Genomic DNA, 22,695 nt, shown 5'->3' with positions numbered 1-22,695 from the left:
TATTTGAAGTATAATTATTATAATTATCGAGGTAATTTATATGAAAGTTCTACATACAAGTGATTTACACATAGGAAAAAACTTACACAAGCATAAAATTATTTTTGCACATGAGCATTTATTTAATTTTCTAATTGATACAATAATTAATGAAAAAATAGATTTATTACTAATAAGTGGTGATATATTCGATACAACATATGTAAGTGTAACAACACAGAAAATATTTTATGATTTTCTAGAAAGATTATCAAAAATATCAACACTAAAAGACACAGTTATAATAAGTGGAAACCACGATTTAGCCTCTATGTTAGATTTAGCAACACCATTTTTGAAATTCAAAAATATACATATAATTACATCTATAAAAGTTGAAGATCAAGTTTTCACGCTAGCAAATAACAATAAACCTTATTGTAATATAGTTGCAATTCCTTTCTTAAGAGAAAAAGATTTAAAGCCAAATTTAGAAAGTGATAATATCATCGATATTGAAAAAGAATTAGAGAATGCACTAATCAAGCACTATAAAAAAATTGATGAATATATTGTTGATAATTTAGATTTAACACTACCAACAATATCATTAATGCATTTGTTTGCATCAGGAAGTAAAAGCAATACTGAAATAGAAGGTGAAAAACATAGAGATATATATGTTGGAAAACTTAAAAGCATAAACGCTAACACATTCCCAAAAAATATCGACTACTTTGCACTTGGACATATACATAAACCTCAAATAGTCAATAAAGATGAGAAAATAGTGTATTCAGGCTCCCCTATTTCTTTAAACTTTGGTGAAAAAACTAAAAAGCAAATAATCAAACTAGAATTTAATAATAAAGAATTTACAAAAGAGAAAATTATTCTACCTAAATTTTTACATCTAGAACAAATAGCAGCAACTAGCATTGAAGATATAAAAAATAAACTAAGTGAATTAGATAAAAGTATAGAACTAGATTATAAAGAAGATCCTATCTATCTAGAGATAATATATAAAAACAAAACAATAGAAACATCTATAAATGAGGAAATTGAAGATTATGTAAATAAGTTAGACAACAACTTTAAAATATTAATTATCAGAATAGAAAGTAAAATCTCAGTAAGTAATACTTTTAATAAGAAAGTATCACTAGAAAACCTCACCCCAAAACAAATCTTTAACATGAGCTTTGTTGATGTTGAAGAAGGGAAAATAGAAGATGAAGAGATTTATAAATTATTTGATCAAGTAATTGAAGAAGTTAAAGCAGAGGAAGCATAGAGATAATGAAAATACATAGTTTAAAATTTGAAAATATTAACTCTTTAAAAGGAAGTTGGAAAATAGATTTTGATAATCCTGAACTTACACGTGAAAATATCTTTCTAATAACAGGAAAAACAGGTAGTGGAAAATCATCTATTTTTGATGCTATAACACTAGCTTTATATGGAGAGACTACAAGACAAGGTAAAATCACAGGCACCACTAATGAATTAATGAATAAACATAGTGGAGAATGTAGTTCAGAAGTTATTTTTTCAACAAAAGGTGTAAAATATATAGCAACCTTTAAACAGCATAAATCTAGAAAATCTCCATTAGGAAATCTAAGAGGTAAAACTCAATCATTAATTAATATTAATACTGAAGAAAATTTAGTTTCTAAAACTGTTAAATTAGAAGAAGCCACTGAAAAAATCATTGGATTAAATTTCAATCAATTTAGTAAAACAGTCATGTTAGCACAAGGAAGTTTTGATAAGTTTTTAAAAGCTAAAGATGATGAAAAAGCTGATATTCTCGAACAAATAACAGGTACTCAAATATATACTCAGATAAGCAAGAAAGTTTATGAGCATGAAAAAGAAGAAAAAAGTAACCTCAATAACTTAAAAGAGCAATTAGGTGATATCCAACTATTAAGCAATGAACAAATAGATATAAAAAAGAATGAAATTAAAAAATATGAAAAAAATATCAAAGATATAGATATTGAAATCAATTCTATAAATTTAATACTTGAATATTATAAAAAGTTAAATGATTTAAAAGATAAAGAAAATTCTCTATCAACTATAAAAAGTAAAATTGAGACTCAAAAAGCTGATTATAAATCTAATATAAAAAAGATTGAAAACTATCAAAATGCTAAAGAAATAATTGAATTAGATAGTACAGTAAAAAATATTGAAACAAAACTAAATAAAGAAAAACAAGATATCAATGCTTTAAAGGTAGAAATTGCTGAAACTATAGAAATAAAAGACAATTTAGAAAAAGAAAAAGTAACATTAACTAAGGAAAGAGAAAAAGAAGAAACATCTTTAGAACAATTAAATAAGATAGTAATAAAGGTCAGAGAATTAGATTCTAAAATTAAAGATGAAGATTCAAAACTTGAACTACTTAAAGCTAATATAAAAAACAAACAAGATAATTACTCTATTGTGACTAATAAAATAGAAAAAGACTCTTCATCTTTAGCTGAAAAAACAACTAAATTAGAAATAGTAGATAAATATTTAAAAGAAAATGATCATCTAAATAAATATAAAGACAAACAAGATTTCATATTAGAAAATTTGGATATATATTTTTCAAAAACATCTAAATTAGAAGAAAATAAAAAAGAAATAAAAATAGAGGAAAAAAAGAGAGATACTATTTTAAAAGACTTTGAAGATAAAAACAAAATATTTAACAATTTTATTAAAGAGAATTCTGATCTAAAAGAAGAAATAAAAAAGTTTGATTATACATATGAAGAAATATCTGAGATATTACTTAAATATAAGAATCAGCGAAGTCTTTTAGAGGAAATGAAAGAAAATTATAAAAAGTATTATGAAAATAAAGCAGAAATTGATATTAAGACTAATCTTGAAAAAGAATTAGAAGAAAAATCAAAATCCTATCAACAACAAATACTAGCTCAACAAGAAATTATAGAATTAGAAAAAGAAATTGTTGGACTTAAATGTTATGCTCATCTTATTAAAGAAGGTGAAATTTGTCCTCTCTGTGGTTCAATAGAACACCCTAGCATAACAAGTGGAGATACAACTAGATTAGATAAAGCAAAAGAAAAATATCAAAAACTCCTTGATGAAAACGATGATATTATTACAAAAATATCAAATATCACTTCAGAATTAAATGCATTAACCTATAACTTTAATCAAATAGAAAAGTCCTTAATTAATGAATTATCTGCAAAAATTTATTCTATTGATTCTTTTGAATCTGAATTAAATACAATACAAAAAACTATTATTGAAAATATAGATAAATTAGATAAAAAACAAGAGAAACTAAAGGCATTAAACATATCAATAAATGAAAACACGCCCCTTTTAGAAAAAGCAAGAGCAAATCTTATGATTGCTGAAAGACTAAAAGGGGAAAACGAGAATAATATAAATAAAGCTACAACAGAAATTGATAAGTTAAATAAAGAAATAAAAGAAATAATTTCCAATTTAGATGATTATATTATTTCACTCAATTACAAAGATTTAACTAAATCATTCTCTTTATTCAATGAAAATTTAAAGCAACACACTTCTTTAAAAAAAGATATAGAAACCTTAAATAAAGAAATACAAAAAGATAAATTAAATGAAAAAGAATCACTAAAAGAGATAGAAGACCTAAATAACGATAAAAACATTCTAGTAAATAATATCCAAAACCTAAAAACAGAGAGAACAACTTTATTCCAAGATAAAAATTGTGATATAGAAATAAAAAAACAAACTAATATTGTAAAAGAACTAAATAATAAACTAAATGAAAATAGTACTAATTTAACTCCACTCAGTGAAAAACTTATTTCTTTAAATACTACAACAAAACATAAAGAAGAAAATGCTAATTCTTATAATCAAGAAAAAACTAAATTATCAAAAGATATATTAGTTTTATTAAAAGAAAAGAATATAGAATCACTAGATATTGCCCTTTCATTTAATATTGAATCTAATTTGTTAAAATCTTTAAAAGAAGATATTAAAAATTATGAAGATCAAAAATTAGAATTTAATACCCTTATAAAAGATATCGAAAAAGAAAAATCTGAATTACAAACTCAAAAAATAGAAATTAGTGAAGAAACTGCTAAAGAGAAACATAATCAGTTATTAAGAGATAGAGATTTATCAATAACTCAAAAAACTATAATAGAGCAAGAGTTGAAAACAAATAATGATAACCTTTCAAAATATAAAGAAAAACAAGAAATAATTAATAATCAAGAATCAATAGTAAATAAATGGAGTATCTTAAATACTGCAATTGGAAGTGCCGATGGTAAAAAGTTTAAAACAATTGCACAAGGTATCACATTAGATTATTTAATAAATAATACTAATAATAAGCTTATTGAATTATTTCCAAGATATGAACTATATAGAATCAGAGAAGATAACAAATCATCACTAGATCTTGGAGTTATAGATAAATACAGTGCAGCAATAAAAAGACCTGTTACTAACCTTTCAGGTGGAGAAACCTTTATAATCTCATTTTCTTTAGCACTTGGACTTAGTGAGCTACTAAACAAAAAAGTTTCTATTGAAACCCTATTTTTAGATGAAGGATTTGGAACTTTAGATGAAGAGACATTAACACAATCGCTTGAAGCAATTAACAATCTAACAAAAACAGGTAAAACTATTGGCTTAATTTCACATGTAAGCATACTTCATGATAGAATTCGCTCTCAAATCAAAGTACAAGAAAATGGTGATTCAACATCTTCTCTTTCTGGTCCAGGAGTAAATTAATAATAAAATATTAGATTTAAGTATTCTAAGATAATTAAACAATAAATAAATATACTATTCTCTTTAATCTCAGACATAGTAAATACTATATCTGATATTATTTAAATTTAATTCAATATTCTCAAAATTTGTTATAACCTTTCAATTTTATCGATATTTTTTTATCGTTTTAAATATCAAAAAAAGTGTATATAACATTTGTATAAAAATATGTATATAAATATTTATTAGTATTTTATTCTATGAATATATATTCATATTTAAGCTTAAAAATGATTACTTAAATTGTATTATTTAATTATATTACAAGCTTTTATATAATATAATTTATTTTTTTTAATCTTCTTATTTCAAAATATTTATAAAAATTTACAACGTATAAATATTAATATACATTGTATATTCTTACATTATGCAATCAAATTTATTGTATAGTGATTTTTTGTACTTACTTTATATAAGTAAGTACTTATTTAAATAAAATTTTTAGTCTAAGCTATGTAAATCACCTATTTAAGTGGTTTATCAAAATATTTTTTTGTTTTAAAATTATAGACAAATTGAATAATTGAGCATATAATTGAACAAAGATAATAAAATTGAACAAGCTTATAAGAAGGATATATATATGACTGCCACACCATTTACACTATGTAGAATAAAAAATAAAGAAAATTTTAGTTTTTACGTCATGTACAGAGATCCAATAACTAACAAGCGTGGAACAAAAAAAAGCATTGATAAACTAAAAAGAAAGCTTAATTTAGGCTTTGAGCATGTTACCAGGCTAAATGAAGCTAATATAATTGCTCAAAAAGCATTAGACAATGATATTATTTTCACAAATCATAAAGAAAAAAATTTAAAAAAGTATTTACTAAAGTTCTTTGATTATGAAAAAAGTCCGTATTTTAGTCGTAAATTATTATTGGATAAAGATTCCATATCACCTGATTATGTTTCTACACGTAGAAATTTAATAATAAATCATTTACTTCCACTTATTGATGATAGTTTTTCAATCAATAATGTTAATATTAATTTCTTAGAAGATATTCAAACTAAACTCATACATAGTAATAAATTAAGCTCTACAACAATCAATCAAATTATGAATTCTTTTTCACAAGCATTAGAATATGCTAAAAAAGATAATTTAATCAAACAAAATCAATTTACAAAAGTAGATCCAATTCGAAAAAACATTAAAGTTAGAGGCATTTTAACTAATGATGAAATTTCTAAAGTAATTAGCCATTTAAAAACACAGCAAGATAAAACTATATATTTAGCAGTAAGTTTAGCATTAATTACAGGTATGAGAAGTGGTGAGTTAAGAGCACTAACAAAAATACAAATTAAAAATGGAATTATAATAATTGATAGAGCTTATGCAAATATTGCAAAAAATAAAATCCCTAAGGGTAAAAAAACAAGAATTGTACCTTGCCCTATTCAACTTTGTGAAAGCTTAATTAAACATGCTGATAACAATTTAAATATATTAGATGATAGAGAATTAGTTTTTTGGAGTAAAAAAAAGAATAGTGTTATATCTTCACATTATTTTAGTACTAAATTCAAAGAAGCAATAATAAGGTCTGAAACTTTAACTAAAGAAGAAATAGAAAGTAGAAATATATCATTTCACTCACTTAGACATATGGCTAACACATTGCTTAGAGGAAGTGTTGATGAGTATATATTAAGATTAACTATTGGTCACTCAACAGAACAACTTTCTGATATTTATTCACATATAGAAGACAATGCATTAGAAAGTATTAGAAAAGCTCAAGAAACCAATATTTTACCTTTTATAAATTAAATATCAATTTCACTTAATTTTTTTTATTAATAATGATATTTTATAGAATATGGAAAGACTAATTGAAATAAAAAATGCTAGCGTAAGAAGAAATAATAAATTAATTTTAAAAGATACTTCATTTTCGATAAAAAAGGGAGAACATGTAGCAATACTAGGTCCCAATGGAGCTGGGAAATCCACTCTTTTAAATGTCTGCTCAATGGAAATACATCCTCTTTGGAATGAAAAATTATATATAAATAGATTTGGAAAAGAAAATTTAAGCAAAGAAGAATTGAGAAAGCATATAGGTGTTGTATCTCAAACAATTTTTCAAATGTGTAATACTACATATCCTGTAAAAGATGTTGTTACAAGTGGTATATTCTCATCAATTGGTATTGATTTCCATCACAGAATTACAAAAGAACACATTGATAAAACTTTATTTAGTTTAAAAAATAATTACTGTGAACATTTAGTTGATAAAGGTATGAATACTTTATCAACAGGAGAAGCTCAAAGAGTATTATTAGCTAGAGCTCTAGTTCATAACCCTGATTTACTATTACTTGATGAAGCAGCAAGTGGTTTAGATTTTCCCTCCCGTTCTCATTATCGAAAAGCTCTTGAGAATGCTATTAATAATGGAAAAACTATTATCATGATAACTCATGAACTATCTCAAATATTACCCGAAATACAAACAATAATATTAATGAAAGATGGTCAAATTTATAAAAAAGGGAATAAAGAAGATTTACTCAATGAAGACGTTTTATCCAAATTGTATGATCAAAGAGTTTATGTAGCTAAAAAAAATGGTATATATTCAGCTTGGTGTTAATTTTGTATGTATTATTTTAATATTTATACATTTTTTATACAATTATTTTCTATATATATTGTCTATCAATTAAAGGTATGTTAGATTTAACTAATCAATTTTTCTGGAGGAAAAGATGAAGAACTATAAAATTAATACGAAATGTATCCAAAGTGGTTATGAACCTAAAAATGGTGAACCAAGACAATTACCTATTTATCAAAGCACAACTTACAAATATGATAGTTCTCAAGAAATGGCACAACTTTTTGATTTAACAAAAGAAGGCCATATGTATACAAGAATATCAAACCCAACTGTAGATGCTGTTGAAAAGAAAATTGCAGATTTAGAAGGTGGAGTTGGTGCAATGTGTACATCTTCAGGACAAGCTGCTTCATTAATTTCCGTTTTAAATATTGCTGAAGCTGGAGACAATATATTATCTCTTGCTACAATTTATGGTGGGACAACAAACCTTTTCTCAGTAACTTTAAAGAAAATGGGTATTGAAACTCGTTTTATTACATTAGATATGGATGAGAATGAAATAAAAAAACTAGTTGACGATAAAACTAAACTATTTTTCAGTGAAACTATAGCAAACCCTGCATTATATGTATTAGATATTGAAAAATATGCTAATATTGCGCATAAGTTACAAATACCACTAATTGTCGATAATACTTTTGCAACCCCTATTCTTTGTAGACCAATTGAACATGGTGCTGATATTGTTATTCATTCTACTACTAAATATATGGATGGACATGCAACAGTTGTTGGTGGTGTAATCGTAGATTCAGGTAATTTTGATTGGAATGTAGATAATAAATATCCTGGATTAACTACTCCTGATGATTCTTATCATGGTGTAATATATACAAAACAATTTGGTAAAGCTGCTTACATAGTAAAAGCTAGAACTCAATTAATGAGAGATTTAGGTTCAACCCCTCAGCCTATGACAGCATTTTTATTAAATCTTGGATTAGAAACTTTAGCTCTTAGAATAGTAAGACATAGTGAGAATGCTTTAGCAGTGGCTAAACATCTACAGACAAAAAACAACATAGTTTCTGTTAGCTACCCTGGTCTAGAAAATGATCCATCTTATGATAGAGCTCAAAAGTATCTTTATAAAGGATATAGTAGCGGCGTAGTATCTTTCAAAATAAAAGGTGGAAGAGAAGCAGCTCAAGTATTTATGGATAGTTTAAAACTTGCTAAAATTGTTGTACATGTTGCAGATGCAAGAACTAGCGTTCTTCACCCAGCATCAACTACACATAGACAATTAACTGATGAACAATTGGTTAATTGCGGTATCAGTCCAAACTTTATTAGATTTAGTGTTGGAATTGAAGATATTGAAGATATTATCAATGATATTGATCAAGCATTAGAAAAGGTAAAATAATATGCCAATAAGAATCCCTAATAATTTACCTGCAAAAGCAGTATTAGAAAGTGAAAATATATTTGTTATGGATGAATATAGAGCTTATACTCAAGATATTCGTCCTTTGAAAATCGCATTAGTAAATTTAATGCCGACTAAAATAAATACGGAAACTCAATTATCTAGATTATTAGGGAACACTCCTCTTCAAGTAGAATTAGATTTAATTCAAATGTCTACACATGAATCTAAAAATACGAGTTTAGACCACATGTCCTCATTTTATAGATCCTTTGATGAAATAAAAAATAATTATTATGATGGTATGATTATTACAGGAGCCCCTGTAGAACAAATGCCTTTTGAAGAAGTAACCTATTGGAATGAATTATGTACAATAATGGAATGGTCTAATAAACATGTTCATTCTACCCTACATATTTGTTGGGGAGCTCAAGCCGGTTTATATTATCATTACAATATTGATAAAGTACCTCTTGATAAAAAACTATTCGGGATTTATAAACATAAAGTTGTATATAAACATCCAATATTATTAAGAGGATTTGATGAAATATTCCCAGCTCCTCATAGTAGACATACAACAATAAGAGAAGAAGATGTTAATAAATGTCATGATTTAAAAATATTAGCTAAATCTGAAGATGCAGGAATTTATGCAATTTCAAACAATAAAGGTAAACATATTTTTATTACGGGACATAGTGAATATGATAGAGATACATTAAAAGCTGAATATTTTAGAGATAAAAATAAAGGTTTAGATATTCAAATACCAATAAATTACTTCCCAAATGATGATGATACAAAAAAACCAATTGTAAGTTGGAGATCACATGCGAATCTTTTATTTAGCAATTGGTTGAATTATTTTGTATATCAAACTACACCTTTCAATCTTCAAGAAATTGAAAACGACATTTAACCTATTAAATATCCACAATCAACAACGATACATTGACCATCAATAGCTTTATTTTTAGCTAAGAAAGAAACGGTTAAAGCAACATCTTCAGCTTTAACGGTATCTTTTATTATAGCTCTATCTAAGAACATATTTAATACAGGATTATCCTTATCATGTAAATATGGAGCTTCAATTAATCCAGGAGCTACAGCGTTTACTCTTATTTTATTAGGTCCTAATTCACTAGCTAAGCTCTTAGTATAAGATAAAACAAAACCTTTTGAGCCATCATAATGAGCTGTGTTACCAAAACCAGGATGATAAGCATTGGTAGATGAAATCATTACTATAGAACTATTTAAATTCATAGAAATAATAGAATGTTTTACTATTAAAAAAGTTCCTTTTATATTTATATCTATAACTTTATTAAAATCATCTAAAGATAATTCTTGTTGAGAAGCTACAGTAAAAATACCAGATACTATTACCAATAAATCTATATTACAAACATTATCAAATAATTCTTTAACTTGATTTTCTTGTGTAATATCTATTTGATAACTTTTTAAGTTATACTTATTTTTTATCTCGTTCGCTTTACTTAAATTATTGGAAAATGTAAATTCAATTTCATAATTTTCATTATATAATTGATCAATAATACTTATACCAATATTACTTGTACCGCCTATCACTAAAGCTTTCATTAAAATATTTCCTTATTTTTAATTATAAATAAATTTTTCAATATCACAAAAATCACTTATTGTATTTACAATATCATCATTATAATGAACAAAATCTTCATAACTAAACCCAGGGATAACAGTTGTTGCAACTAATGCCCAATTACCACCGTCTTTTAAAATAGTAGATTGCCAAACATTTTTTTCAACTAAATGCATTGGAGTCCCACCATTAGAAGCTTTATCAATAATCACAGAAGAAAATTCCTCTGTTTCTTCATTATATTGAATCTGTAATAAAGGGTCCCCTTCTAAGAAATACCAAATTTCATCTTTTAAAACTTTATGAAGTGAAGAATAAGATTTAGGAGTTACTAAATAATAAATACAACTACCTATTTCTTCTTCATGATTATTTTTTAATGTGATTACTCTTTTAAAACAACCACCTTCAACCTCTAGAGGTTGAAGGCCTAATCTATTAATTATTGTGTTATAATCTACCATTGTTTTACTATTTCTTTAACTAAAGATGTAAACTTTGTCTTTACTTTCAAACTAGTTTCTAATACTTCTTCATGATTTAGAGGTTGATCTAAAATACCTGCAGCCATATTAGTTAAACAACTAATACCTAAAGTTTTCATACCCATATGAGCAGCTGAAATAGCTTCAGGAACAGTAGACATACCTACAGCATCAGCACCTAACATTTTTGCTAATTTAACTTCAGTTTGTGTTTCATAAGATGGACCTGTAAATAATTGGTATACACCTTCTCTAACTTCAATATTTAATTCTTCTGCAATATTTTTAGCAAAAATTCTTAAATCTTTATCATATGCATTTGACATGTCAAAGAATCTAGGGCCTAATTCTTCATAATTAGCGCCTCTTAAAGGATTATCAGCAATTAATTTAATATGATCTTTAATAATCATTAAATCACCAGGTGTCCAATCTTTGTTAGTACAACCAGCAGCATTTGTTAATAATAAATTAGATATATTTAATCTTTTCATTACTTGAATAGGGAAAACAACAATATCCATATTGTAACCTTCATAATAATGGAATCTACCTTGCATACATAATACAGTTTTTCCTTCTAATTCACCAATAACTAAACGTCCTGCATGTCCTGCAACTGTTGATTTGGGAAAACTTGGAATCTCTGAATAAGGAATAAATGTTGGGTTCTCTACTTCATTAGCTAAATCACCTAAACCACTACCTAAAACCATTGCGATATCAATTTTCTTATCGCCTATCTTTTGACTAATATAACTTGTTGCATCATCAAGTTTTTTTAATAAATTATCCATAAAATCTCCATTACTTGTGTAGAAAGAATAATAACACAAAATGGGAAATAAATAAATAATCTAACAAAATTAATTACTCACTAATATTTAATAAATTCATCCAACCTTGAAAGAAAAAAGAAGCTATTTGATTAGAAAAGTCTAATGCTTCATCTCTATCAAGATCAAGAGTAATTACTTGAATTAAATCTTTAACTAAATTAGTAATTAAACAATTTACAACATTTTGATTTGGGCGTTTATAATTAACATTTTTTTCATCTAGTACATCTAAAAAGCACGAAAAGGCTTCAATTTCTTTATTTATAATAACATTCAAATGTTTATGATAATTAGTCCCTTTACCTTTAACAACTAATTTCCAAGCAATAGGATCAGCATATACATAATCTAAAAACAATTCTATTCCATCAAAATGATTTCGTCTTATTTTTTTTAGAGCAATTAAATAATCTTTTTTATTAATCTTTTCTACCGCAGATAAATATTTGTAATAATATTCTCTAGGTAATGGGCCTATTGTTGCCTCATATAATTTTTCTTTATTTTCAAAATAACCGTAAATAGCACCGGTAGAAACTTGAGCTCCATTAGCAATATCTCTAATATTTGCTTTCTTAAACCCTTTTTCTAAAAAAATATCCCTAGCAACATTAATTATCAAATTTTTAGTATCCACAAAAAATCCCCTTCAAAATTATTTAATTATTTTCTACATTATTTCTAACATTGTCAACAATATACATCCAAAATACACACAATAATTACTTATCTAATATAAAAATTGACTAAAATCCAATTATATAAAAAATATGATATAATTACTTAGAGGTTGTTTATGAAAAATATTTTTCTTTTTTTAATAATTTTAGTTATTAGCATACCTATTTTTTCTCGTGGTACACCAGAGATTGAAAAAGAAGTTAATATTAGTAATGTTTCTATTGATGGATATTATGAGACTACATTACAAATTACAAATTCCTATTCATTACCTTTAACTTTAGAATTTAAAAATAACAAAGGTTATTTTTCATCTCCTAGTCAAAATGTTTTTGACATTGAAGTAGATTATGAAACCACTAACAATAATCAAATTTCTATCACTAATAAATCTTTGAAATTTGAAATTGAAGGGGAAATAAAAGAAAATTATATAATTGGAACTTTTACTCAAAACTATACATCATATGAAATAAAATTAATTAAAACAGAAAAGCGTTTAAACATCAAAACAGAAAGAAAACAAACACCTACTTCATTAAACTATGAGATTGAAAATCTAACTATTATCAATAAAGAAAATAATAGACAATATTTTGGGACTTTAACAAAACCTAATAATCCTGAAAATAAAAATGAAATAATTATTTTTATCTCAGGAAGTGGTATTCAGGATAGAAATGAAGAAATATTTTATCATAAACCTTTCTTTGTTATCAGTGATTATTTAACAAACAATGGCTATTTTACATTAAGATGTGATGATTATGGATTTAATGGTGAAGATATATCACATCATACAACGCTTGATATTATTGATGATATTAAATCTCAAATAAATTATATTAAAAATAACTATTCTTTTGATAAAATCATTTTATTCGGACATAGCGAAGGAGGTATAGTAGCACAAGCCATAGCTAATGAAGTTGATTCAATTATATTGATGGCAGCTCCATCAATAAGTGGTTCTGAAATTTATAAATCTCAAGTTATGAATTTATTAATAAATAAAAAAGCAGACAGATCAACATTAGATTTTTTTGAAAAGAAAATTGATGAAGTAACATCATCTTTATCTAATGATAATTTATCAATAAAAGAAAAAGAAAAAATAGTTCTACCTTATTTAATTTTACTTGGGAACACTGAAGACAGTGCTATAGATGTTTTTAATATTTTAAATTCTGATTGGAATGTTCAGTTTTTAAAAATAAATCCACGAGAGTATATTAAAGATATAAGAGTTCCAACTTTAATATTACAAGGAAGTAAAGATACACAAGTAAATTTTGAAACAAATATATCTGAATATAAGAAATATCTTAATACTAAATATAAAATAAACTTGTACCAAGATTATAATCATCTTTTACAAAAATGTGAAACTGGTGAAATATATGAATATAATACAATTGATATTACAATTGAAGAAAATGTATTAAGTGATATATTACTTTTTTTGAACAAACTATAAATAAAGAGAATTACTATGAAAAAAAAATCTATAATGCTATCAATTTCATTTATTATATTATTAATAAGCTATTTTATGATTTATAAATTTATAAACAACAATTTTTCTTTTAAATTAGCTGAAGTCCATTTTTTAATAACACCTTCAAAATTTATTGAAATCAGTAATAACTTTTCTATAAAAGAAAAAAATTCATATTTATATATGACATTCTTTTTTGACATCATATGGCCTTTATCATATAGCTTTTTTTTCTTTAATATTAATCAAAATTTATATAATTCAAGTAAGATTAATAAATTAATAGTCATAATTTTCATTTTTGATATGTTAGAAAATTTACTCACAGCAAGATTTCTCTTTTCAAATAATCCACTTTATATATATCCTTGTACCATTTTTACAAATATAAAGTGGATTTTAATTTTTATAATATCGTTAAGTTTATTATTTAACTTAACTAAATTTATTATTCTAAAAATAAAAAAGATTAATGAATAACTAATACATAAGGAACAGGTCTTTCTGCTTCAGTAACTTTATCAGTATGCCTATCTGCAATCTTTAGATATTTCTTTCCATTGAATATTAACTGGGCGGAGCCACCTCCATCTAAATTAACTAAATCTTTTATTCCATAGTCTTTGCAAAATTTGGAAAATTCTAAAAGAGACGCACCACAGCTTTCTTTTCCTTTTATATGGCCTAACTTTCCAGCACCTTCTACCCAAATTAATATAGGAGATTCATCTTTAACACCAAGACCAATTCTAGCAGCTCTTCCATTATTATAATCTAAGGGATATACAGTTGAAGGAAAAAGAGTGCCTTCTCCACGATAAAATGGAGATTCAAAATCTTTAAGTTGCCTAAAATTAGAAACCATAGTTGGTCCAACTTGTACACCAAACATATATTGTTCAGTAAAATTAAATTCAACTTCTAAATTTTCTAAATCAATAGAAGAATCAGTTTGAATTACAAAACCTGCCATAGGAATTACAACTTCACCTTTATCTTTTATCCCTACAACTTTGTTCTTTACTATAACTATAGCTACCCCTTCACATTTAGGCGTAACCCTATATTTTGGTCTTGAATAAAAAGAAGCATTTATATTAGGAATAAAATTATGTTTCCCTATTTTTACTTCTAGATCATCTATAGTTAATTTTTTTAATTCTACTTCTCCATTGTAATTTATTAATAAACATTCTCGATGATTTAAAGGTGGTAAATAAACATTTGATCTATAAATAGATAAACCATGTGGAGTTCCAAGTTCATCATATAAAGAATCCAAATCTGTTTCATCCATTAAAAAGAAATGGCTATTTACAGATAATTTTGTACCTTCTAAACTAGATAAATATCCCATATCTGAAGAAACTGGAAAAAAAGTAATATCCTCTTTTTCCCCTTTAGTAGTAGATACTAAATTGTTTTTTAATAAATATTTATAAATATTATTTATTTTTTCATCTTTAAAAGATAATACTCCATTTATCATTTCTACTTCATTATTATCATTTGCTTTATTAAAATAATAATTAAGCAAAACTTGATTATTATAAATAAAACCAATATCAGTATTTCTATCTAATTTAAAATCTTCTAATGAATGAAAAAATATAAGGTTTCCATATTTTTTAGGATTTTCTGGTATTATATTTACTTCATATAATCTTGCCATAGCTTTTATAGTTTTAATATTAAAAGGGGGAGATTTAAATATTAAATCTTCCCAATTAAAACCACTTATAATTTGATATTTTTGTATATTATTATCTTCTAGTTGAATTTCAACAATTTCGCTTTTCATTTTATCCCTTAATTCCTGATGTAACAGATCCTTCAATTATATATTTTTGTGCAAAAATAAATACTATAACTAGTGGTAAGATAGATAAAACACTACCTGTTAATAATAAATTCCATTTAGCTGAATATTGGGATTGAAATTGTGTTAATCCTAAAGTTACAGTATACAAATTTTCTTTTGTTAAATATAACATAGGTCTTAATAAATCATTCCAGTTATTCATAAAAGCAACTATAAATAATGTTGCAGCAGGTGCTGAACATTGTGGTAAGAATACATAAATGTACATTTTCCAAGCATTTGCACCATCTATTATTCCTGCATCTAGCAAAGCATCAGGAATTTGTTCAAAATATTCTTTTAACATAAAAGTACCAAAAGCCCCAGCTAAGAAAGAAGGAACTATTAATGGTAAGAAAGTATCCAACCAATTTAATTTCATCATTATATAGTATTCAGGAATTATTGTTACTTGAACAGGCACCATTAAAGTAATCAACAATAATGTGAAAACTAATTTTGATCCTTTAAATTTCATTCTTGCAAATACAAAGCCACCAAGGGTACAAATAATTACTTGACCAAGAGATGCAAGGACACAAACAAATATTGAATTTAATGTATATTTACCAAAATTATATTGCCCTATTACAACTTTATAATTTTCAAACATATTTGATTTAAATAATAAATCTGGAATTTTAAAAACACCTTTTGAAAATATATTTTGCTCTGTATTAAATGAATTTTGTACCATCCATAAAAATGGGAATACTGCAACTAATGATGCAATTATTATCAATACCAATCTAAAGGGGTGAATTGCTCTTGTTTTTTTACTCATAATTCTATCTCCTAATCTAATGGTCTTGCCCATCTCTTTCTAATATAGAAATTCATTATTGTTAATAATCCTACAAAAATTAATAATACAAAAGCCACAGACGATGCATAACCAACTCTGTAATATACAAAAGCGTTTAAATAAACATCATAAACTAAAGTATTAGTAGCATTTTGAGGACCACCTTTTGTCATCGCATAAATTAATTCAAAGTTTTTAAAGGAATCAATTATTGCAACAGTTAATACAAAGAAAACTGTAGGCGCTAACATTGGTAAAACTACCTTAAAAAATCTTTGTACACCATTTGCACCATCTACTACTGCAGCTTCTATAGTTTGAGCCGATATTCCTTGTAATCCAGCTAAAAACAATATCATACTATATCCAGCCATTTTCCAAACTTGAACTGATGCAACTGTAGATAAAGCTAATTTTGGGTCACCCAACCAATAAGGGGCACTAATATTCATTGATTCAAGTATTGTATGTAATAATCCAACATTAGGGCCTAATATCCAATTCCATACTATTCCAACTGCTACAGCTGATGTTACAACAGGTAAATAAATAACTGCTCTAAAAAAGGCTATAGACTTAGCTTTAACATTAATTAATACAGCTAATAATAAACCAAAAATTATAGAACCAACTACATAAATAATTGAAAATTCTACTGTATTTGATAAAGTTTGAAGAAAAGTATCCGTATGAAAAGCTTCTATATAATTAGATATACCTATGAATTTAGGAGAACCTAATAACGACCATCTTGAAAAACTTAATATAAAAGCCCATACGATAGGAACTAATCTAAATACAATTAATCCAATAATTGTTGGCAATAAGAATAACCATGGTGTAAATCTGCCATGCCAAGATAATTTGTTTTTTTTCATTTTATTACCTTAAAATACATATATGGCTACAAAAGTAGCCATATAAAAATCATTTAGACTTATTTTTAATAATATCTAGCTAATACAGTATTGATAGATTCTTCACCTTTCATGAGTGCTTCATCTAATGACATTTCGCCATTAATTACTCCATCAATTAAGCCGTTAAAACCTAAAGCTTCTGCAGCACCATAACCTCTCCATTCACTCCAACCTTTTGTAAATGATGTTCTCATTTCACTTGCAGCTTGTTCTGTTAATACATTCATTTCTACAGGAAGTTTAGTTTCATCTGCAAATTCATCACTTTCAGCTAAAGCTTTATATGAAGGAATTTTACCAGCTAAGTACATGCCTAAATCAGCACCTTCACCTGCAACATATTTAGCAAATTCCCAAGCAGCTTCTGGATTTTCAGTATTTGGAGATAGTGCATATGAATCAGTCCATGCATAAGTTATACCTTTTTCTGCACTAGGTCCTGTAGGAACTTTTGCAATTCCCCAATTCATGTTAGGATCAGCAACATTTCTGTTATTATCAATATTCCAAGAACCATCTATCCACATAGCAGCCATTTCCATAGGGAATACATCTTGTTGTCTAACTGAACTCATATCTTTTTGAGATGGTGCGCTCTTATCAACTAATACTAAATCAGTTAACATTTCTAAAGCTTCAAGAGCTGCTGCATCTGGTTCAAATCTCATAGTATCTCTATTTAATAAATTACCATCATTTGCATATACCCAAGATTCAACATGTGCATATCTACCATAGAACCAGAAACCATATTGATCAGTTTTACCATCATTATCTTTATCTACTGTTAATTTTTTTGCTGCAGATCTAAATTCGTCCCAAGTCCAATCATCATCAGGATAATCAAGTCCTGCTGCATCAAATGCATCTTTATTATAATATAGTGTAGTTGTTACTAATGCAAAAGGAAGAGCATAATAATGGTCAGTTCCACTTACATCTTTTACAGCTTCTAAAAGGTCTGAATAAAATACATCTCTAGTATTATCAGATTCAATTAAATCATCTAATTCTAAAGCTAAACCATTTTCAGCCCATTCTTCTAATGTACTTGAACTCATTGTAAATACATCTGGTAATTTATTTTGGTTAGCTAAAATTCTAATTTTTGTCCAATATTCTTTTGTACTAACAATAGTATTATTAATAGTAACATTTGGATGAGTACTTTGATATTCAGCAATAATCTCTTGATTCTTATCTTTTAAATCAGCATCCCAAGTCCACCATTCTAATACAACCTCTTCATCTACTTTTTCAGCTTCTGCTTGCCCACTTGCAAAAACAGACATACTCAATGACATTAAGATAATCATTGTAACTAATAATTTTTTCATAATTTCATCCTCTCTTTAAATTTATATTAATTCACATTGCACCAAAACGCAACAATTTTGATAAAATAACTATAAAACAATAATAGAGATATTATCAACTAGTTTTTTAAAATATAATGGATTTATTATATTTTTTTTAGATATTCTAATAAAAAGTAACTTCTAAATATTAAAAAAACTTTTTATAAAACCAATAAAAAAGCACTAAACAAATATAAAAAAAATTATATTTATTTAGTGCTTAATTATATATCAATAAAGGAGTTACCTATTAAAAGCTTCTTCAATTACCTTATACGCTCCATTGTATATTTCAATTTTATTAGCTTGGATAATATTCTCATTTAAACTTATTCTAGTTACAGGATAGTCGATTAATAAATTTAGCATATTAATAGTTTGCTCAGTTGTTTCAACTTCATAAGTACCATCTCCAACTTCACTAGAATGAACAGCACCCCATTTTTCATGACCACCTACTCTTTTAAGCATTAATTTTGGAATCGGATAAAAAGCTAATTCACTTGGTTTTGTAATCAATAGATCGCTAACTCGCATTAATAAATTAGTAGTATAAACGGCACTAAAAATATCTTCATCGTAAAAAAGATGCATATTATCAGTTACAACAAATTTTTTAATATCTGAATATCCACTATGAATAACAGCATCACTAAATTTTTCCTTCATAGAATCTAATACCTTTTTATGATCACCAACATTTATTAATACAATAGCTTTATCCTTTAAACTAAGTATAATTTTTTCATAAAGATCAGCTTGTGCTCCAGCGCCCCCTACTGTAAGTAAAACAACAGGCTTACTATTTGTTTTAGCATTGTGAATTCTTCTATTACAATCAATTTCAATATTTGACACTAATTCATGGTCAATATAATGTCCAACCATTTTTATATCATCATTTTTTAGATTAACAACTTTTTTATCACTCATGTTTCTAAGAGTACGATAACCTAAATAGGAGGAATGAGTTTGAACAGTATTTAGAGCGCCTGGTGCAAAATGAAGTGCCATTGGCCAATTATCAGGTATTGCATTTACAACCTTTTCCATTTTTGCTTCAATTGCAGCTTGAGCACTCCAAGCATGTGTTCCAACAAATGGAATATCTTTATCTAAATCATTAAATAAAGGAGTCATTAATTTAGCATTATATAAATCCCCTGCATTGTAACTCAATTTAGCAAATCCTACACTGTTTAAAGGTTCCCAATAAAATTTGTTAAAAAGTTTATATTTTTGAGACCATCGTGATCCCATACTATATAAATCATTTTGATGACTAATTAGTTTTGAAGCAGTTGTACCCTCAAATGAAGCAAAATCCATCCATAATGGTGTTTTATTTAAATATTTTGCTGCGCTACACATAGCCATAGCTATTCTATAATGACCAAAACCCATTCTTATATTTCCAATTATTACAGGATTATTAACATTAAGAGTTAATTTATCCTTTGCTAGTTTTAAATTATATGTATTTAAATCATCTAAAACATCATTTTTCATAAGTTTAAGATGATAATTAGCATTAGAATCATCTCCAAATTTCTTCTTATTTTTTAAATAAGTTTTCTTTGCTTTGTTTTCATCTTTCTTTGATATCTTATTTGAAAAAATTTCCATATAATTTTCCTCTTTTTTTTTGACAATACATTTAACATGTGATAGTATTACTATCAACATGATAGTTATACTATCACTACATATTAGGAGCTGTCAATGGAAACCTTTTCTTCCACAATGAAAAACTATAAGAACAAAAATATTGAAAATATTTTAGATACAACTTTCACTTTAATTGTAGAAAAAGGGATTATGAATGTAACCTTCAATGAAATTGCTAAAAAATCAAATATAGGTGTTGCTTCTATATATAGATATTTTAAAAATAAGAATAATTTAATTTCTAATTGTGCTGTAGAAAAATTATCTTTATTAACTAACCAAGTTACAGAAATCGTAAATAATATTGATTTTAAAGAAAAAACAGCAATTGAAGAATTTGAAGAATTATTAAATTGCTATGTAATATTTTTTAAAGATAATAAATCCTTTTTGAAATTTTTAGCTGAATTTGATAATTATTTTAAATACAACAAAATGGATAGTGAAACCGAAAAAACTTATAATGAATTATATAAATCTTTTTATAAAATTGCTAAAGAAATATATAAAAAAGGGTTAATTGATACCACTTTTAAAAATATTGATGATTTTGATGCTTTTTATTTTTCAATTACTTCATCATTATTACAAACTTGTATAAAAGGTGCTGTAAATCCAACTATCATACCTCTAGATTCATTAATTACAACAGAAAATAAAATAGATACACTAATAAAAGTAGCAATAAGTTATTGCAAGAGGAGTTAAAATGACTGCAACTATATGGATTTTTGCTTTAGGACAAATGGGATGGGCAATGCTTGCTGGAATAATATCTAACTGGCTAGTATATTTTTATCAACCATCTGCTGAATCAATTGAAGCTGGTCAAATATTATTTATTCAGCAAGGAAATGTAATTTTAAAGGTTATTACTATTATTGGATTAATAACATTTGTTGGAAGGATATTTGATGCATTTACAGATCCTTATATCGCTAATTTAAGTGATAAATCTAAGAATCCTAAAGGCAAAAGAATTCCTTTTATGAGAAAAGTCGCAATACCTTTTTCTATTGTTACCACACTTGTCTTTTTTGCTCCAAAAAACACAATATCATCTATAAATGTTATTTGGTTATTAGTAATGTTACTAGGTTTTTATCTTTGTATGACAATATATTGTACACCTTATAATGCACTAATACCTGTTATTGGACATGATCAAAAAAGTAGAATTGCAGTAAGCACAGCAATATCATTAACATTTATCGTAGGTACTTCACTAGCTTATGTAGCCCCTGTTATTTGGAATATGTTAACACCAGCCTTTTCTCGTGTTACAGCTATGAGAATTACTTTTGGCTCTTTATCCATAATTGCTTGTATCTTAATGTTAATCCCAACTTTCTTTATTGACGAAAGAAAATTAAAACAAGTTGAATCAAATAATGAAAATGCTTTTACTTCTTTAAAAACAACATTTAATAATAAAGATTTTAGAACATTTGTTTACAGTGATGTATTATATTTTACAGCACTTACAATTTTCCAAACTGGTCTTCCTTTCTTTGTCGTTTCATTAATGAACTTACAAGAAAGCCATAGTGCAACATTATTTGTACTAATGACTGCTTTATCTTTACTTTGGTATCCTTTAGTAAATATTCTTGCACCAAAGTTTGGTAAAAAGAAAATGGTTATGGCAGCATTTGTTATATTTGCAATTGATTATACTCTAACAGCTCTATCTGGCATTATAGGTTTTGGTGGTTTTGCTTGGGGAGTATTAATTGTAGCAATAGCTTCAATTTCAATGGCAATTCTTGGAATCTTACCACAAGCTATGGTAGCTGATGTAGCTCAAGAAGATGAAATTAATACCAAACAAAATAGAAACGGAATGTTCTTTGCAGCAAGAACTTTTGCATTTAAACTCGGTCAATCATTAGCTATGTTAATATTTACCGGATTTGCTGCAAATGGTACATCTGGTTATAGATTAGCAGCAGCCACAGCAGCTGTTTTATGTATCTTAGCTTGTTTTGCACTAACAAGATATGATGAAAAGAGAATAATGGCTACCTGTTTAGCTCAACAAGAAGTATAAATTTGATATAATATATTAGCACTATGTATTGAAAATTATTTTTCAAACCA

The 22,695-nt window shown here is 26.2% G+C and carries 18 protein-coding genes; 9 read left to right on the top strand and 9 right to left on the bottom strand.

Features of this window, described 5'->3' with window-relative positions:
* The first annotated feature begins 40 nt into the window (after nucleotides 1-40).
* From ACPKM0_RS05380 to metA, 6 genes are all read left to right on the top strand, one after another.
* Nucleotides 41-1,276: a metallophosphoesterase family protein gene (locus tag ACPKM0_RS05380; RefSeq protein WP_472474034.1), complete on the top strand. Its 1,236-nt coding sequence runs from the start codon at nucleotides 41-43 to the stop codon at nucleotides 1,274-1,276.
* Nucleotides 1,277-1,281: 5 nt separating this feature from the next.
* Complete coding sequence (locus tag ACPKM0_RS05375) at nucleotides 1,282-4,782, top strand: AAA family ATPase (protein ID WP_472474033.1); 3,501 nt, start codon at nucleotides 1,282-1,284, stop codon at nucleotides 4,780-4,782.
* Between the two features lie 628 nt (nucleotides 4,783-5,410).
* Nucleotides 5,411-6,610 (top strand): tyrosine-type recombinase/integrase, encoded by a 1,200-nt coding sequence (locus tag ACPKM0_RS05370; RefSeq protein ID WP_472474031.1) that lies wholly within the window; start codon nucleotides 5,411-5,413, stop codon nucleotides 6,608-6,610.
* A 49-nt stretch (nucleotides 6,611-6,659) separates the two neighbouring features.
* Nucleotides 6,660-7,439 (top strand): ABC transporter ATP-binding protein, encoded by a 780-nt coding sequence (locus ACPKM0_RS05365; RefSeq protein ID WP_472474029.1) that lies wholly within the window; start codon nucleotides 6,660-6,662, stop codon nucleotides 7,437-7,439.
* 115 nt (nucleotides 7,440-7,554) lie between these two features.
* A complete protein-coding gene (locus ACPKM0_RS05360; protein ID WP_472474028.1) occupies nucleotides 7,555-8,838 on the top strand; it encodes an O-acetylhomoserine aminocarboxypropyltransferase/cysteine synthase family protein in 1,284 nt (427 codons plus the stop codon).
* Nucleotide 8,839: 1 nt separating this feature from the next.
* Entirely contained in the window at nucleotides 8,840-9,766 is a 927-nt protein-coding gene (metA, locus tag ACPKM0_RS05355; RefSeq protein ID WP_472474026.1) for a homoserine O-acetyltransferase MetA, read from the top strand.
* Here the strand turns inward: metA and ACPKM0_RS05350 are convergent.
* The 4 genes from ACPKM0_RS05350 to ACPKM0_RS05335 all read right to left on the bottom strand — a co-directional run bounded on the left by ACPKM0_RS05350 (nucleotide 9,763) and on the right by ACPKM0_RS05335 (nucleotide 12,441).
* Nucleotides 9,763-10,458, bottom strand: coding sequence for an SDR family NAD(P)-dependent oxidoreductase (locus tag ACPKM0_RS05350; protein WP_472474024.1), 696 nt, complete (start codon nucleotides 10,456-10,458; stop codon nucleotides 9,763-9,765). The two genes, metA and ACPKM0_RS05350, sit on opposite strands and share 4 nt — an antisense overlap.
* 18 nt (nucleotides 10,459-10,476) lie before the next feature.
* Nucleotides 10,477-10,944 carry a cupin domain-containing protein gene (locus ACPKM0_RS05345; RefSeq protein WP_472474022.1) on the bottom strand — a complete coding sequence of 156 codons (468 nt, stop codon included), beginning with the start codon at nucleotides 10,942-10,944 and terminating at the stop codon, nucleotides 10,477-10,479.
* On the bottom strand, nucleotides 10,938-11,762 hold the full coding sequence (locus tag ACPKM0_RS05340; RefSeq protein ID WP_472474020.1) for a purine-nucleoside phosphorylase: 825 nt from the start codon (nucleotides 11,760-11,762) through the stop codon (nucleotides 10,938-10,940). Before ACPKM0_RS05340 ends, ACPKM0_RS05345 begins: the two co-directional genes overlap by 7 nt.
* A 73-nt stretch (nucleotides 11,763-11,835) precedes the next feature.
* Complete coding sequence (locus ACPKM0_RS05335) at nucleotides 11,836-12,441, bottom strand: TetR/AcrR family transcriptional regulator (RefSeq protein ID WP_472474018.1); 606 nt, start codon at nucleotides 12,439-12,441, stop codon at nucleotides 11,836-11,838.
* Nucleotides 12,442-12,600: 159 nt separating this feature from the next.
* On the opposite strand from ACPKM0_RS05335, the gene ACPKM0_RS05330 reads away from it, so the two are divergent.
* Nucleotides 12,601-13,962 carry an alpha/beta fold hydrolase gene (locus ACPKM0_RS05330; RefSeq protein ID WP_472474016.1) on the top strand — a complete coding sequence of 454 codons (1,362 nt, stop codon included), beginning with the start codon at nucleotides 12,601-12,603 and terminating at the stop codon, nucleotides 13,960-13,962.
* A gap of 490 nt (nucleotides 13,963-14,452) precedes the next feature.
* Here ACPKM0_RS05330 and ACPKM0_RS05325 read toward each other — a convergent pair whose 3' ends face one another.
* The 5 genes from ACPKM0_RS05325 to ACPKM0_RS05305 all read right to left on the bottom strand — a co-directional run bounded on the left by ACPKM0_RS05325 (nucleotide 14,453) and on the right by ACPKM0_RS05305 (nucleotide 20,553).
* Nucleotides 14,453-15,784, bottom strand: coding sequence for a phosphodiester glycosidase family protein (locus tag ACPKM0_RS05325; RefSeq protein WP_472474014.1), 1,332 nt, complete (start codon nucleotides 15,782-15,784; stop codon nucleotides 14,453-14,455).
* A 1-nt stretch (nucleotide 15,785) separates the two neighbouring features.
* Entirely contained in the window at nucleotides 15,786-16,628 is an 843-nt protein-coding gene (locus ACPKM0_RS05320; RefSeq protein WP_472474012.1) for a carbohydrate ABC transporter permease, read from the bottom strand.
* An 11-nt stretch (nucleotides 16,629-16,639) separates the two neighbouring features.
* On the bottom strand, nucleotides 16,640-17,527 hold the full coding sequence (locus ACPKM0_RS05315; protein ID WP_472474010.1) for a carbohydrate ABC transporter permease: 888 nt from the start codon (nucleotides 17,525-17,527) through the stop codon (nucleotides 16,640-16,642).
* A 65-nt stretch (nucleotides 17,528-17,592) separates the two neighbouring features.
* Nucleotides 17,593-18,906: an ABC transporter substrate-binding protein gene (locus ACPKM0_RS05310; protein ID WP_472474008.1), complete on the bottom strand. Its 1,314-nt coding sequence runs from the start codon at nucleotides 18,904-18,906 to the stop codon at nucleotides 17,593-17,595.
* A gap of 264 nt (nucleotides 18,907-19,170) precedes the next feature.
* Nucleotides 19,171-20,553: a DUF6937 domain-containing protein gene (locus ACPKM0_RS05305; RefSeq protein WP_472474006.1), complete on the bottom strand. Its 1,383-nt coding sequence runs from the start codon at nucleotides 20,551-20,553 to the stop codon at nucleotides 19,171-19,173.
* 96 nt (nucleotides 20,554-20,649) lie between these two features.
* Here ACPKM0_RS05305 and ACPKM0_RS05300 point away from each other — a divergent pair, with 96 nt between their 5' ends.
* The gene (locus ACPKM0_RS05300) at nucleotides 20,650-21,303 is read left to right on the top strand and encodes a TetR/AcrR family transcriptional regulator (RefSeq protein WP_472474004.1); all 654 of its coding nucleotides are present in this window, start codon (nucleotides 20,650-20,652) and stop codon (nucleotides 21,301-21,303) included.
* Between the two features lies 1 nt (nucleotide 21,304).
* The gene (locus ACPKM0_RS05295) at nucleotides 21,305-22,645 is read left to right on the top strand and encodes an MFS transporter (RefSeq protein WP_472474002.1); all 1,341 of its coding nucleotides are present in this window, start codon (nucleotides 21,305-21,307) and stop codon (nucleotides 22,643-22,645) included.
* The last annotated feature ends 50 nt before the right edge of the window (nucleotides 22,646-22,695 follow it).

Source organism: Pleomorphochaeta sp. (genome assembly GCF_050031695.1).
Taxonomy (GTDB): domain Bacteria; phylum Spirochaetota; class Spirochaetia; order Sphaerochaetales; family Sphaerochaetaceae; genus Pleomorphochaeta.
This window is presented reverse-complemented; position numbering and strand designations above follow the sequence as displayed.